Raw genomic sequence first — 14,988 nt, 5'->3', positions numbered from 1 at the left:
CAAAAACAGCGAAAAGAGCCCGAATAAACGGGCTTTTCCCGCCATTGGATTTTCTCTGCGCTGGCATGATACCCGTGAATTAATGGGCTGCGAGCAGGCACAGTGGCAGAAGAGAACGACGACAAAACAGAAGCCCCCACACCCCACCGACTTGAAAAAGCCCGTGAGGATGGGCAGATCCCCCGATCCCGAGAGCTGACCTCCCTGCTGATCCTGGTGGTGGGCGTCTGCATAATCTGGTGGGGCGGGGAGATGCTTGCCCGCAGACTGGCGGGAATGCTCTCTGCTGGCTTACGTTTTGATCACAGCATGGTCAATGACCCCAATCTGATCCTCATTCAGATCATCAACCTGGTAAAAAGCGCCATGATCGCTCTGCTGCCGTTGATTGCCGGGGTGGTCATCGTGGCTCTTGTTTCGCCGGTCATGCTCGGTGGCCTGGTGTTCAGCGGTAAATCGCTGCAACCAAAATTCTCGAAGCTCAACCCGCTACCCGGTATTGCGAAAATGTTTTCAGCTCAAACCGGGGCTGAGCTTCTTAAAGCGATCCTGAAATCGCTTCTTATGGGCAGTGCTGCCGGGTTTTTTCTGTGGCACCACTGGCCGGAGATGATGCGTCTGATCAGTGAATCCCCCATGACGGCGATGAAGAATGCCCTGAACCTGGTCGGATTAGGCTCGCTGCTGGTGGTTCTCAGCATTATTCCGATGGTGGCGTTCGACGTTATCTTCCAGATCTTTTCCCATATCAAGAAGCTGCGAATGTCGCGTCAGGATATTCGCGATGAATATAAACAGATGGAAGGCGACCCGCACGTCAAGGGCCGTATCCGCCAGATGCAACGTGCTGCCGCGCGTCGTCGCATGATGGAAGATGTGCCGAAAGCCGATGTGATTGTCACTAACCCGACCCACTACTCCGTGGCGCTTCAGTACGACGAAAACAAAATGAGCGCACCGAAAGTGGTGGCGAAAGGGGCCGGGCTGATTGCGCTGCGCATTCGTGAAATCGCGACGGAAAACCGCGTACCGATCCTTGAAGCACCGCCATTAGCCCGTGCGCTGTATCGCCACGCGGAAATTGGACAACAGATCCCGGGCCAGCTCTACGCCGCTGTCGCAGAGGTGCTGGCCTGGGTGTGGCAACTGAAACGCTGGCGTTTAGCGGGCGGTCAACGACCTGTAAAACCTGAGAACCTTCCGGTGCCTGAAGCACTGGATTTTTTGAACGAGAAGGACACTGATGGCTAATCTGGTGGCAATGTTGCGCCTGCCCGGCAACCTGAAATCGACGCAATGGCAGATCCTTGCCGGACCGATTCTGATCCTGCTAATTCTGTCGATGATGGTGCTGCCGTTACCGGCATTTATCCTCGACCTGCTTTTCACCTTCAACATTGCGTTGTCCATCATGGTGCTGCTGGTGGCGATGTTCACCCAGCGCACGCTGGAGTTCGCCGCGTTTCCAACGATCCTGCTGTTCACCACGCTGCTGCGCCTCGCGCTGAACGTTGCCTCCACGCGTATCATCCTGATGGAAGGGCACACCGGCGCGGCGGCGGCGGGCAAGGTGGTCGAAGCCTTCGGTCACTTCCTGGTGGGCGGCAACTTCGCCATCGGTATCGTGGTGTTCGTCATTCTGGTGATTATCAACTTCATGGTTATCACTAAAGGGGCGGGGCGTATCGCAGAAGTGGGCGCGCGCTTCGTGCTCGACGGGATGCCGGGCAAGCAGATGGCAATCGACGCCGACCTGAATGCCGGGCTGATTGCGGAAGATGAAGCAAAAAAACGCCGTGCCGAAGTGACCCAGGAGGCAGATTTCTACGGCTCCATGGACGGTGCGAGTAAGTTTGTGCGCGGTGACGCCATCGCGGGCATTCTGATCATGGTGATTAACGTCGTCGGCGGCCTGCTGGTCGGCGTGCTGCAACACGGCATGGACATGGGCCACGCAGCGGAAAGCTATACGCTGCTGACCATTGGTGATGGTCTGGTGGCACAGATCCCGGCACTGGTGATCTCCACCGCGGCGGGCGTAATTGTGACCCGCGTCAGCACCGATCAGGATGTAGGCGAGCAGATGGTGGGGCAGTTGTTCAGCAACCCGCGCGTTATGCTGCTCTCCGCGGCGGTACTGGGCCTGCTCGGTATGGTGCCGGGCATGCCAAACCTGGTATTCCTGCTGTTCACTGCCGCGCTGCTGGGCCTTGCCTGGTGGATGCGTGGCCGCGAAACTCAGCCTAAGGCAGAGCCAGCGCCGGTCAAAATGCCTGAGAACACCCAGGCGGTGGAAGCCACCTGGAACGACGTTCAGCTCGAAGATTCGCTGGGGATGGAAGTGGGGTACCGCCTGATCCCGATGGTGGATTTCCAGCAGGATGGCGAACTGCTTGGCCGTATCCGCAGCATTCGTAAAAAATTCGCCCAGGACATGGGCTTCCTGCCGCCGGTGGTGCATATCCGGGACAATATGGATCTCCCGCCCGCCCGCTACCGCATCCTGATGAAAGGGGTGGAAATCGGCAGCGGTGATGCGTACCCCGGCCGCTGGCTGGCGATTAACCCGGGCACTGCCGCAGGCACGTTGCCGGGTGAGCAGACGACCGACCCGGCCTTTGGTCTGGCGGCCATCTGGATTGAGAGCGCCCTGAAAGAGCAGGCGCAGATCCAGGGTTACACGGTTGTTGAGGCCAGTACCGTGGTCGCGACGCACCTCAACCATCTGATTGGCCAGTTCTCCGCGGAACTGTTTGGACGTCAGGAGGCGCAGCAGCTGCTTGACCGCGTAACGCAGGAGATGCCAAAGCTAACCGAAGATTTGGTGCCGGGCGTGCTTACCTTAACCACCCTGCACAAAGTGCTGCAAAATCTGCTTGATGAGAAGGTGCCGATCCGCGATATGCGCACCATTCTGGAAACACTGGCCGAGCATGCGCCGCTCCAGAGCGATCCACATGAGCTGACGGCGGTGGTGCGCGTGGCGCTCGGGCGCGCCATAACCCAGCAATGGTTCCCGGGAACCGGCGAAGTGCAGGTGATTGGCCTGGACACGCCGCTGGAACGTCTGCTGCTTCAGGCCCTACAGGGCGGTGGCGGGCTGGAGCCGGGTCTGGCGGACAGATTGCTGGCGCAAACCCAGGAGGCGCTGGCGCGTCAGGAGATGCTGGGCGCGCCGCCGGTGCTGCTGGTGAATCATGCGCTGCGTCCGCTGCTGTCGCGCTTCCTGCGCCGGAGCCTGAACCAGCTGGTGGTGCTGTCGAATATGGAGCTGTCCGATAACCGCAATATTCGCATGACGGCGACCATAGGAGGGAAATAATGCGTAAGTGGCTGTGGATCTTATTTTTCCCACTGGCGGTGCAGGCCGCAGGCGAGGGGGCATGGCAGGCCAGCAGTATCGGCTTAACGCTCAACCATCGGGGGGAGTCGATCTCCTCCCGTCCGCTGTCAGCCTCTGAGCCCGTCTCCGGGCAGATGACGCTGGTGGCCTGGAATTACACCCTGACGGGACCCACACCGGCCGGGTTGCGGGTGCGGCTGTGCTCGCTGACCCGCTGCGCGGAAATCGAGGGCCAAAGTGGCATCACCCAGGCCTTCAACGGGGTGTCTGCTCAGGAACCTTTACGCTTTATCTGGGAAGTGCCAGGCGGTGGACGTCTGATCCCGGCGCTGAAGGTTCAGCGCAACGAGGTGCTCGTCAACTACCGCTAACTGCCCGCCTTTTCGCCAGTCTTCAGGCATTTCTGAAGGCTGGCTCGCAAAATTGACCTTCCCTTTTGATACAAAAGAAACGCTGTTTTATAAATCAGTGACACGCGTATTGACACTCTTTGCATTTTTGCCATTCACCACCCTGTGATGGCAGAAACAGAAAGGTTTCACCAGGTCGATACTTTTACTGTAGCCGTGTAAAAACTCCCGGACGAGGTTTGCTTACAGGGAGTCTCCCAAAACTGATTAGGGTTGACGGCAATGAAAACACGTAAAATTGGACTCGCAAATTATCTTGCTTACGGTTCAGGGGACTTCCTCGGAGCGGGGACTACCGCCCTGACGGCCGCCTGGCTTTTGTATTTTTATACGACCTTCTGTGGACTCACACCGATTGAAGCAACCTTTATCTTCGCCGCCGCAAGGGTGCTGGATGCGGTTGTCAGTCCGTTAATGGGCTTTTTAACCGATAATTTTGGTACCACCTGGCTGGGTAAGCGTTTTGGCCGGCGTAAGTTCTTCATCCTGCTCGGTATTCCCTGCGTTTTCAGCTACTCGCTGATGTGGGTAGGGGACATGAGTTTCTGGTATTACCTGCTGACGTATCTGATCTTTGATATTGTTTACACCATGATTCTGGTGCCGTATGAAACGCTGGTGCCGGAAATGACTGACGATTTCAAACAAAAAACCAAATTCTCCGGGGCGCGTATCTCCATGGCCCAGATGTCAGCCATTCTGGCCTCCTTTCTGCCGGGGATCCTGCTCACGCATTTCGGCAAAGACAACGCGATCTCCTTCTTCTATGCAAGCCTGGTCTTCTCCGTACTTTGCGCGCTGATGCTTGCTTTCGTCTGGTTCTTCACCTGGGAGCGTCCGCGGGAAGAGTGGTCTGAAGCAGCCCTGCGCGCTGAAGAAGAGAAAAAAAAGCTGACCCTGGGACAGAGCCTGAACCGTCTTTTTGTCGAATTAAGTTCGACGCTGCGTATCAAGATTTTCCGCCAGCATCTGGGCATGTATCTCGGCGGCTATATTGCCCAGGATGTGTTCAACGCCGTATTCACCTATTACGTGGTGTTTGTGCTGATGCAGGAAGCATCCATGGCGTCCAACCTGCTGGGCACGATGGCCATCTTCCAGTTCCTCGCCGTGATTGGCATGATCCCGCTGTGCATTCGCTTCGGACCTGCGCCGTCTTACCGCATGGTGGTCGTGCTGTTTGGCCTGGCCTCGCTCTCTTACGCGGTGCTTTATTACGCGGGTCTGAGCGACGTTTACGCTCTGCTGCTGCTGATCTCTGCGGTTGCCGGTCTTGGCCGCGGGGGTATTAACTACGTACCGTGGAATACCTACACCTACATTGCTGACGTGGACGAAGTGATCACCGGTCAGCGTCGTGAAGGGATCTTCGCGGGCATCATGACGCTGACCCGTAAAGCGTCCCAGGCCGGTGCGGTAATGCTGGTGGGGATCGTGATGCAGATGTCTGGCTTTGTCAGCGGTCAAAAAGTGCAGCCTGCGGAAGTGAGCCACACTATCCTGATGATCCTGAGCGTCGGCACCATTCTGGTACTGTTCTGCGGCTTCCTGGTCTCCCTGCGCTTCAAACTCAATTTGCAGACCCACAGCACCCTGCGTGAAGAGACCGCGAAAATGCGCGAGTCCGGCCATGCGATGCCGGAGGCGGCGACCCCGCAGGCCCGCGCCACCGTGGAGATGCTGGCCGGTATGCCGTATGAATCCCTGTGGGGCAACAACAATATCGGTTACCTGAATCGCAACAAGCCGGCGGCCCCTTCGCTGAAGGATCGTGCGGTACTGAATTCGACATACAACAGAGGTTAAGATGATGAAAGTTTGGCCTGTCAAACATAGCCCGTTACTGCGTCAGCCTGAGCGCTTTATCGCCAGGGATGAACTGAAATCGCTGATTCAAAAGGTGACGCATAATCTGGTCAATATCCACGACAAAACGGGTGAGTTTTTGCTGCGGCTGGACGACGGGCGCGTAATCGACACCAAAGGCTGGGCCGGATGGGAATGGACGCACGGCGTTGGTTTGTACGGTATCTGGCAGTATTACTGCCAGACCGGTGACGCAGGCATGCGCGAGATTATCGACAGCTGGTTTAATGACCGTTTCGCAGAAGGCGCAACCACCAAAAACGTGAATACCATGTCGCCGTTCCTGACACTGGCGTATCGCTACGAAGAGACCAAAAACCCGGCCTGGTTGCCGTGGCTGGAAAGCTGGGCGGAATGGGCGATGAATGAGATGCCGCGCACCGAACATGGCGGCATGCAGCACATCACACTGGCGGAAGAGAACCATCAGCAGATGTGGGATGACACGCTGATGATGACGGTGCTGCCGCTGGCGAAAATCGGCAAGCTGCTTAACAAGCCGGAGTACGTCGAGGAGGCGATCTATCAGTTCCTGCTCCACGTACAGAACCTGATGGATCGTGAGACGGGGCTGTGGTTCCACGGCTGGAATTACGACGGCAATCACAACTTTGCCCGGGCCCGCTGGGCGCGCGGCAACAGCTGGCTGACCATCGTGATCCCGGATTTCCTCGAATTGGTGGATCTGCCAGAAAACAACGCCGTTCGTCGCTATCTGGTGCAGGTGCTAAATGCGCAGATCGCCGCACTGGCAAAATGTCAGGATGAGAGTGGATTGTGGCATACGCTGCTGGACGATCCTGATTCTTATCTGGAGGCGTCGGCCACGGCAGGGTTTGCCTACGGCATTCTGAAAGCCGTGCGCAAGCGGTATGTCGGCGCAGAGTATGCAGAGGAGGCGGAGAAAGCGATCCGCGGTATCGTGCAAAACATCTCGCCGGAAGGGGAACTGCTGCAAACGTCCTTCGGGACGGGGATGGGCAGCGATCTGGCGTTTTACCGCCAGATACCGCTGACCTCGATGCCGTATGGCCAGGCAATGGCGATTCTGTGTCTGACGGAATATTTACGGAAATATTTTTAATACCTGAGTAATAATCTCATTACTGCAAAGCCTCTTTTAGAAGAGGCTTTTTTTATAATGGTACCGGGAAAATACCTTACGCTATCAATATCAGGCGTGTTATATATTGATGGGGTGAATACTAGGCTGGAAATACGTTGCGCTTAGTATTAAATCGTGATTTTCTTCACAAAACACAATCCGTATTTATCCTATTTTTTATCTGCGTTAAGATTCTTCTAATATTCATACAAGGAGTGATGCAATGGAAAATACAATGGGCGGTATTATCGTTAACCCTGCTGTAAATATGCATGCTGATAAAATGTCTGAAGAACATATCAATATGTTCGACACGGTTTTCAAGGATATTGATGGTGCGGGTTATTTCCCACTACTGTATGTCGGAAGCCAGCTGGTGGCTGGCCAGTTCCATACCTTTATTGCGCTTCGCCGTTTTATCCATGCGGAAGGCCCGGAAAAATCACTGGTTAAGGTGATTATTTTTCAAAGCCTGAATAATGACTTTGCCATTCATTCAATTTCTGAGTTTTAATGATTTTAACTACGGATAATTATTTAGACTGAAAAGGACATCATTATGTGGAAATCAGCGAAAAGAGATGAGTTTATCCCATTGGACGCGCCTGTAGCAGGTTATGAAATAGGTGTTCCTGGTATCAAAGGACCATCTCCATTGTTTATTATTCGCGCAAAAGTGAATGGTGGGATTCATCCGGGGAAATGGGTGTTCGGCAATACGGCATGGGTCCCATGGGGAGGAAGAGAGCACTTTTGTAATGAATTTGAAGTTTACGTGGGCGCTTTAAAATGGGTAGACGTTAAGGATAAACATTTCCCACCGAATATGGTTGAGGCGGGACATGAAGCCAATGGCACTAAGCTCTACGTTGCCCGCGCAAAATTCGATAACGGTCTCTTTGTGGGTAAAGCTGGAAGTCACCTCAGCAGAGGTTGCTGCATCGGCTATAACGGCAGAGAGTATGAATTAGATACCTTCCAGGTACTCGTTCACGACTGATGGCGTTCATTTATAAAAAAACCCGGCAACCGCCGGGTTTCTTTTTTACATACGTTCTATGGTTTCGATACCCAGGGTATCCAGACCCAGTTTCAGGGTCTTCGCCGTCAGCTGCGCCAGCTTCAGGCGGCTGTTACGCACCGCTTCGCTCTCGGCGGTCAGGATAGGGCAGTGTTCGTAGAAGCCAGAGAACAGACCGGCCAGATCGTAAAGGTAAGCACACATAACGTGCGGCGTACCGTCGCGCGCGACCACAGAGAGCGTCTCTTCGAACTGAAGCAGGCGGGCAGCCAGCTGTGCTTCACGGTCTTCGGTAAGGGTCACCGTGGCGTTCGCCAGCACGCTTTCGTCAATACTGGCTTTACGGAAGACGGAGAGTACGCGGGTGTAAGCGTACTGCATGTATGGCGCCGTGTTGCCTTCAAACGCCAGCATGTTGTCCCAGTCGAAGATATAGTCGGTGGTACGGTTCTTGGAGAGATCCGCGTATTTTACCGCACCGATCCCAACCGCGTTAGCCAGTTTCTCCAGCTCGTCAGCAGGCATATCCGGGTTCTTCTCGGACACCAGGCGACGGGCGCGCTCCAGCGCTTCATCCAGCAGATCGGAGAGCTTCACGGTGCCGCCTGCACGGGTTTTGAACGGCTTACCGTCTTTACCCAGCATCATGCCGAACATGTGGTGTTCCAGCGGCACGGAATCCGGCACATAACCCGCTTTACGCACGATAGTCCACGCCTGCATCAGGTGCTGGTGCTGACGGGAGTCGATGTAATACAGCACGCGGTCTGCATGCAGGGTTTCGTAACGGTATTTCGCACAGGCGATATCGGTGGTGGTGTAGAGATAGCCGCCATCCTTTTTCTGGACGATCACGCCCATCGGTTCGCCTTCCTTGTTTTTATACTCATCAAGGAATACTACCGTTGCGCCTTCGCTTTCCACCGCCAGGTTTTTGGCTTTCAGGTCCGCCACAATGCCCGGCAGCATCGGGTTATACAGGCTTTCACCCATTACGTCGTCGCGGGTCAGGGTCACGTTCAGACGGTTATAGGTAAGCTGGTTCTGGGACATGGTGATGTCCACCAGCTTGCGCCACATCTCGAGGAAGTACGGATCGCCGCCTTGAAGTTTCACCACGTAGCTGCGCGCGCGCTCGGCAAAGGCTTCGTCTTCGTCGTAGTGTTTTTTGGCTTCACGGTAGAAACCTTCCAGGTCTGCCAGCGCCATTTCGCCTGCGTTTTCCTGCTGCTGTTTTTCCAGATATGCGATCAGCATACCGAACTGCGTGCCCCAGTCGCCTACGTGGTTAGCGCGGATCACCTTGTGACCGAGGAACTCCAGGGTACGCACGGCCGCATCACCGATAATGGTGGAGCGCAGGTGACCGACGTGCATCTCCTTCGCCACGTTTGGCGCGGAGTAGTCAACCACCACGGTCTGCGCTTCTGGCTGAGCCACGCCCAGACGGTCAGATTTCAGCGCCGCGTCAACGTGGCTTGCCAGGAACGCAGGCTCAAGGAAAATGTTGATAAAGCCCGGACCGGCGATTTCGGTTTTGCTGGCGATGCCGGTGAGATCCAGATGCGTCAGTACCTGCTCAGCGAGCTGTCGCGGCGGCATGCCCAGTTTTTTAGCCACTGCCATCACGCCATTAGCCTGATAGTCGCCAAACTGTACTTTCGCTGACTGACGAACCTGTGGTTCGCAATCCGCAGGCGCACCTGCGGCAATCAGTGCCTGACTGACTTTTTCTGAGAGAAGAGCCTGAATATTCACCTGGATACCTTACGTTTTTGATGCGGGTAAAAAACACCCACGCCAGTTTAAGAATTTAGGGCGGGAGTATACTGCAAATGGCCTCGGGCGTCAGCCCTGCGGGGGGCGAAGATCGCTCAGAATCCAGGCGAAGACGGTATGCATAATCATGCAGTCAAAAAAACCGTGATTCTGCGGTTGGTCGACAGAGATCAACAGAGTAAATTAGCGGCTTTGCGACACGAAACGAGACTGACCTATGGCGAACTGGCACACCATTGACGAACTGCATGATATTTCCGCAGATTTACCGCGCTTCACCCAGGCGTTCACAGAACTTGCCACCCGTCTCGGGCTGGATATCGCGCCGCTTGAGGCCGATCACATCTCTTTGCGCTGCCACCAGAATGCCACCGCAGAACGCTGGCGGCGTGGCTTTGAGCAGTGCGGAGAACTGCTGTCAGAGAATATCATTAACGGTCGCCCGATTTGCCTGTTCAAACTTCACGCGCCGGTTATGGTGGCGCACTGGCAATTCACCGTTGTGGAACTGCCCTGGCCAGGAGAGAAGCGTTATCCGCACGAAGGCTGGGAGCATATCGAAATTGTTCTGCCTGGGGAGCCCGAGACGCTGAACGCCCGTGCGCTGGCGCTGCTTTCCGACGAGGGGTTAAGCCAGCCGGGTATTTTCGTCAAAACCAGCTCGCCAAAAGGTGAGCGCGAACGCTTACCGAACCCTACGCTTGCCGTAACGGACGGCAGCGTGACGGTGAAATTCCATCCCTGGACTATTGAGCAGATCGTCGCCAGCGAAGCGTAAGCACTGTGAGCGTCGATCCAGACACGAATCGGGCAACGTGCCACGATGGTACGTTGAGTGAAATTTAAGGAGGATGACATGGCGCTGCTGGAAATTTGTTGTTACAGCGTGGAGTGTGCCGTCACTGCGCAACGGCAGGGGGCCGATCGCATCGAGCTTTGCGCGGCACCGAAAGAAGGGGGATTAACCCCGTCCTTTGGCGTGCTGAAATCAGCCCGTCAGGCCATCACCATTCCGGTGCACCCGATTATTCGCCCGCGCGGCGGTGATTTTTGTTATACGGCGGGTGAGTTCAGTGCCATGCTTGAGGATATCGCCCTCGTCCGTGATTCCGGTTTTCCGGGCCTGGTGATCGGTGTGCTGGACGAAGACGGAAACATCGATCTTTCGCGTATGCGCCAGGTCATGCGTGCAGCCCAGGGAATGGCGGTCACTTTTCATCGTGCGTTCGATATGTGTCAGGATCCGATACAAGCCTTTGATACGCTGGCAGAACTGGGCGTGGCGCGCGTTCTGACGTCGGGCCAGCAGCCCTCGGCTGAAAAAGGACTGAAATTAATTACGGAACTAAAAGTACATTCCGGTGTTCCAATAATCATGGCGGGCGCAGGAGTACGCGCCAGCAATCTGGAACTGTTTTTAAACGCAGGGGTGGAAGAGCTACACAGCTCGGCGGGTAAATGGATACCTTCACCCATGCGTTATCGCAATACAGGGTTGTCAATGTCGACGGATGCTGAAGCGGATGAGTACTCGCGCTACGGTGTGGATGGAGAGTCGGTTGCGGAAATGAAATCGCTGATTGAACGTCATCACGTGTAGCAACGTACCGATTTTTACCGCGCATCATGTCGCCCAATATGATGCTTGCTTGTACCAGGCCCCTGCAATTTCAACAGGGGCCTTTTTTTATTCTTGCCCCTCACCCTAACCCTCTCCCCACAGGGGAGAGGGAACTGCACGGTGCGGTCTTTTCACCCTCGCCCCTTTGGGGAGAGGGCCGGGGTGAGGGGATAAATACTACGGCTTGGTCGCAATCAATACCGCACGCATCGGGGCCGGATAGCCTTCGATGGTTTTACTGTGATCGTCCGGGTCGAGGAACTGCTCCAGCGATTCGGTGATCATCCAGTCGGTGCGACGCTGTTCCTCAACCGACGTCACGCACACATCGGCGATGCGTACATCGACAAACCCACATTTCTCCAGCCAGTTCTTCAGCGCCAGCGCGGAAGGGATGAAGTAAACGTTGCGCATCTGCGCATAGCGATCGCCTGGCACCAGAACGGCATGTTCATCCCCTTCGATGACCAGCGTTTCCAGCACCAGCTCACCGCCGCTGACCAGCTGATCTTTCAGTTGCCAGAGATGCTCCAGCGGGGAACGACGGTGGTACAGCACGCCCATCGAGAACACGGTATCAAAGGCTTTCAGAGCAGGGAGTTGCTCGATACCCAGCGGCAGCAGGTGCGCGCGCTGGTCGTTACCCAGCAGCTTTCGCACCGCTTCAAACTGGCACAGGAACAGCTGCATCGGATCGATACCGACGGCCAGATGCGCGCCTGCGCCGATCATGCGCCACATGTGATAGCCGCTACCGCAGCCCACGTCCAGAATGGTGCGCCCGGTCAGGTCGGATAAATGCGGCAGAACGCGATCCCACTTCCAGTCTGAGCGCCATTCGGTATTGATGTTCACGCCGTACAGCGAGAACGGCCCTTTGCGCCACGGCATCAGGTTACGCATCAGCGTTTCGATGCGGTTGATCTGCCCGGCCGGGAGCGGCTCTTCGCTCTCCGCCGTCACGCTGTGCAGTAAATCCAGACGATGAGGCGTCAGTTCAGGCAGAAACTCCACGGCGTTGGACCACTGCTTCAACAGACCATGCTGCTGATCGCGCTGCCAGGTGGCAATTTGCGCAGGCAGGGTTTCCAGCCAGTGGGATAGGTGGTTTTTGGCAATCAGCTGATAGAAATTACCGAACTCGATCATGCTGCGTCTCCGGCTTTCAGCGCCACCAGAGAACCAAAGTTAAAGCACTGGAACCACAGTTCGCTGTGTTCAAATCCGGCTTTGCGCAGGCGCGCTTTGTGTGTTTCAACGGAATCCGTCAGCATGACGTTTTCAAGCATGCTGCGCTTCTGGCTGATCTCCAGCTCGCTGTAGCCGTTTGCACGCTTGAAATCATGGTGCATATTGAACAGCAGTTCGCCCACGCTGGCGTCTTCAAAGCTGAATTTCTCAGACAACACCAGCGCGCCGCCCGGGTTGAGGCCCTGATAAATTTTATCCAGCAACCGCTGACGATCGTCCGGCACCAGGAACTGAAGGGTAAAGTTCAGGACCACCATCGAGGCGTTCTGGATGTCGATATCGCGGATATCGCCTTCCACCACCTCCACAGGCGTAGGGGCTTTATACGCGTCAATGTGGCGACGGCAGCGTTCAACCATGGCCGGTGAGTTATCGACAGCCACAATCTTGCAGCCATCGTGATGAACGTTACGACGAATGGACAGCGTTGCCGCTCCCAGCGAACAGCCCAGGTCATAGACCTGCGTGCCGGGTTGAACGAAACGCTCCGCCAGCATGCCGATCATGGAGATGATATTGGAATAACCGGGAACAGAGCGCTGGATCATATCCGGGAAGACTTCGGCTACCCGTTCATCAAAGGTCCAGTCGCCCAGGCTGGCGATAGGCGCGGAAAAAAGCGTGTCGCGATCTGACATAACGTAAAAATCCGGGAAAAATAAAGGGGCATATTGTGCGCTAATGGAAGGAGAAAACCAACTCCCACGGCATATACCAAAGGTTAGCCAGCACCATCAGCAAAAGCGAGCACCAGGTCGCGCTCATGCCGGAACGACGCCAGCGGATCAGGCGGTGGTGAAAACCATAATAATGCATCAAACGCCCTGCAATCAGCAGCAGCCCACAGACGTGCACCATCCAGGTTTCAGCGCCATCCATCTCCATTAACAGCAGTAAAATTAACGCGACGGGAATGTACTCGACCGCGTTGCCGTGGATTCGGATTGCGCTTTGCAGCTCAGAAAAGCCCCCGTCACCGTAGGAGACGCGGTACTGCATTCTCAGGCGCACAACATCAAATGAAAATTTAATCAGCAGTAATGCACCTAACACCGCATACAGCGCGCTGACCATACTAACTCCCTGTTTTTGGCAGATGGCACGTCTCTATGATAGGGGGTGATTTCAGAAAAGAGAAGATTGTTGTGGGATGGACGGCGCGGGGCCAACCGACGGAACCGCCTGCTGCAAGGCCTGCCAGAGAGAATCGACCAGTTCAGGTGCCTGGGCAATATCCGGCGTATGTAAAAACAGGTACGGGGTGGTGGTTTGCTCCCATTTCGCGAGCGTTTGCAGCCAGACGGCGAACATCTCCTCATTCTGTTGCATGTTATCGCTGCCGATAAACCGGACCATCGGGTTCTGCGCGGTAACAATGGCATGAACCGGTACTTTCGGTTTTTTGCGCTGGGCATCAACAACGGCTTCGCTGTGCGGGATTGCGCTGTGCACGGGGCGGCTGTCGAGGATCACGCGGTTGACCGATCGTTCATGCAGGCCGCGATTCAGCGCTTTCTCCGCGTCGCCTTTGGCAAAGAAATCTGGATGCCTCACCTCCACACCGTACGTGAAATCGTGGGGCAGGGCGTCGAGAAACTGCCAGAGGGCTTGTAGATCGCGCGGGCTGAACGTGGCGGGAAGCTGGAGCCAGTACTGGCCAACACGGTTTGCCAGGGGCGACATCCGGGTGAAAAACTCGTGGGTTAAATCATCGCAGTTTCGCAGTGCGGCGTTGTGGGAGATGGTTGCCGGAAATTTGAAGCAAAAGCGGAAATCGTCGGTGGTTTGCTCGCGCCAGCGCTCGACGATCTCCGTGCGTGGCAGAGCGTACAGCGTGGTATTGCCCTCCACGCAGTTAAAGTGTCGGGCATACTCTTCAAGGCCAGTAATACCCAGGCGCACCCATTTCGGGTGCGACCACTGGGGCAAACCCACGTACATCATAGCGCGCTGAGGATCTCATCCGTGCTGCGCACGCGACCAATACGCGGGAAGATATGGGTCATGCTGCCCTGATGCTGATCCGCAGAGGCTGCGCTGCACGCATCTTCCGCTATCACCAGATTAAAGCCCAGCTCCCAGGCGTTACGGGCGGTGGATTCCACACCGATGTTGGTGGAGATCCCGCACAGAATAATAGTGTCTATCCCGCGACGGCGCAGCTGGAGCTCCAGGTCAGTGCCATAGAATGCGCCCCACTGGCGTTTGGTGACTTCTACATCGCTGTCGCGTTTACCGAGTGAGACCGGGTATGTCCACCAGTTGTCCGGCAGCGCATGCGCCGGGGCCTGAGCATCAACCGGCTGCTTTAGCGCTTCGGCGAAATCAGTGGACCAGCCGACGCGCACCATGACGACAGGCGCACCGCTGGCCCGGCATTTTTCCGCCAGACGCGCAGCACGGCTTACAACATCGTCAGCGGTGTGTGGACCACCGGCAAAAGGCAGGATCCCTTCCTGTAAATCAATGACCACAAGGGCGGTTTTGGTGGCATCAAGCGTTAACATTGTCACTCCAGTAAAATTAATTGCTTTTTTACACCTTACGACGGGTTGGCCTGTTATCGGTCGGATAATTTTGTTAATTTTTGTG

15 protein-coding genes are annotated in these 14,988 nt (G+C 55.7%); 9 read left to right on the top strand and 6 right to left on the bottom strand.

All coding sequences use genetic code 11. From position 1 onward, the window contains the following. Positions 1–102 precede the first annotated feature (102 nt). The 7 genes from flhB to ACQG0S_RS13470 all read left to right on the top strand — a co-directional run bounded on the left by flhB (position 103) and on the right by ACQG0S_RS13470 (position 7,724). Positions 103–1,251, top strand: a complete 1,149-nt coding sequence (flhB, locus tag ACQG0S_RS13500) for a flagellar biosynthesis protein FlhB (protein WP_022648500.1) — start codon at positions 103–105, stop codon at positions 1,249–1,251. Further along, positions 1,244–3,322 carry a flagellar biosynthesis protein FlhA gene (gene flhA, locus ACQG0S_RS13495; RefSeq protein ID WP_003859723.1) on the top strand — a complete coding sequence of 693 codons (2,079 nt, stop codon included), beginning with the start codon at positions 1,244–1,246 and terminating at the stop codon, positions 3,320–3,322. Before flhB ends, flhA begins: the two co-directional genes overlap by 8 nt. Next, positions 3,322–3,714 (top strand): flagellar protein FlhE, encoded by a 393-nt coding sequence (flhE, locus tag ACQG0S_RS13490; RefSeq protein ID WP_048966690.1) that lies wholly within the window; start codon positions 3,322–3,324, stop codon positions 3,712–3,714. Before flhA ends, flhE begins: the two co-directional genes overlap by 1 nt. Positions 3,715–3,975: 261 nt before the next feature. Continuing rightward, the gene (locus ACQG0S_RS13485) at positions 3,976–5,559 is read left to right on the top strand and encodes an MFS transporter (RefSeq protein WP_063137651.1); all 1,584 of its coding nucleotides are present in this window, start codon (positions 3,976–3,978) and stop codon (positions 5,557–5,559) included. Between the two features lie 4 nt (positions 5,560–5,563). Then, positions 5,564–6,703 carry a glycoside hydrolase family 88/105 protein gene (locus ACQG0S_RS13480; protein WP_063137706.1) on the top strand — a complete coding sequence of 380 codons (1,140 nt, stop codon included), beginning with the start codon at positions 5,564–5,566 and terminating at the stop codon, positions 6,701–6,703. Between the two features lie 244 nt (positions 6,704–6,947). Further along, positions 6,948–7,238 carry a hypothetical protein gene (locus tag ACQG0S_RS13475; protein ID WP_032624037.1) on the top strand — a complete coding sequence of 97 codons (291 nt, stop codon included), beginning with the start codon at positions 6,948–6,950 and terminating at the stop codon, positions 7,236–7,238. A gap of 45 nt (positions 7,239–7,283) precedes the next feature. Further along, positions 7,284–7,724, top strand: coding sequence for a DUF3421 domain-containing protein (locus ACQG0S_RS13470; RefSeq protein ID WP_022648495.1), 441 nt, complete (start codon positions 7,284–7,286; stop codon positions 7,722–7,724). 45 nt (positions 7,725–7,769) lie between these two features. On the opposite strand, the gene argS is transcribed toward ACQG0S_RS13470, so the two are convergent. Next, complete coding sequence (gene argS / locus ACQG0S_RS13465) at positions 7,770–9,503, bottom strand: arginine--tRNA ligase (protein ID WP_169441217.1); 1,734 nt, start codon at positions 9,501–9,503, stop codon at positions 7,770–7,772. Between the two features lie 238 nt (positions 9,504–9,741). Between argS and ACQG0S_RS13460 the strand changes: the two genes are divergently transcribed. Together ACQG0S_RS13460 and cutC are read left to right on the top strand one after the other, a co-directional pair. Next, positions 9,742–10,302, top strand: a complete 561-nt coding sequence (locus ACQG0S_RS13460; protein ID WP_048966692.1) for a VOC family protein — start codon at positions 9,742–9,744, stop codon at positions 10,300–10,302. A 78-nt stretch (positions 10,303–10,380) separates the two neighbouring features. Continuing rightward, positions 10,381–11,124, top strand: a complete 744-nt coding sequence (cutC, locus tag ACQG0S_RS13455) for a copper homeostasis protein CutC (RefSeq protein WP_032622415.1) — start codon at positions 10,381–10,383, stop codon at positions 11,122–11,124. A gap of 198 nt (positions 11,125–11,322) precedes the next feature. On the opposite strand, the gene cmoB is transcribed toward cutC, so the two are convergent. From cmoB to ACQG0S_RS13430, 5 genes are read right to left on the bottom strand one after another with little or no spacing between them, the layout of a single operon-like run. Further along, positions 11,323–12,294 carry a tRNA 5-methoxyuridine(34)/uridine 5-oxyacetic acid(34) synthase CmoB gene (gene cmoB, locus ACQG0S_RS13450; RefSeq protein WP_015570275.1) on the bottom strand — a complete coding sequence of 324 codons (972 nt, stop codon included), beginning with the start codon at positions 12,292–12,294 and terminating at the stop codon, positions 11,323–11,325. Next, the gene (gene cmoA / locus ACQG0S_RS13445) at positions 12,291–13,034 is read right to left on the bottom strand and encodes a carboxy-S-adenosyl-L-methionine synthase CmoA (protein ID WP_048965809.1); all 744 of its coding nucleotides are present in this window, start codon (positions 13,032–13,034) and stop codon (positions 12,291–12,293) included. Before cmoA ends, cmoB begins: the two co-directional genes overlap by 4 nt. Before the next feature lie 40 nt (positions 13,035–13,074). Then, positions 13,075–13,470, bottom strand: a complete 396-nt coding sequence (locus ACQG0S_RS13440) for an MAPEG family protein (RefSeq protein ID WP_003859737.1) — start codon at positions 13,468–13,470, stop codon at positions 13,075–13,077. A gap of 51 nt (positions 13,471–13,521) precedes the next feature. Further along, entirely contained in the window at positions 13,522–14,340 is an 819-nt protein-coding gene (locus ACQG0S_RS13435) for a DUF72 domain-containing protein (RefSeq protein WP_063137649.1), read from the bottom strand. Continuing rightward, a complete protein-coding gene (locus ACQG0S_RS13430; protein ID WP_023300447.1) occupies positions 14,337–14,903 on the bottom strand; it encodes a hydrolase in 567 nt (188 codons plus the stop codon). Before ACQG0S_RS13430 ends, ACQG0S_RS13435 begins: the two co-directional genes overlap by 4 nt. Between the last annotated feature and the right edge of the window lie 85 nt (positions 14,904–14,988).

The sequence above is a fragment of the Enterobacter cloacae complex sp. 418I7 genome (assembly GCF_050030705.1).
Lineage (GTDB): Bacteria > Pseudomonadota > Gammaproteobacteria > Enterobacterales > Enterobacteriaceae > Enterobacter > Enterobacter intestinihominis.
The sequence above is the reverse complement of the archived record's forward strand: the minus strand, read 5'-3'. Positions and strand labels throughout refer to the sequence as shown.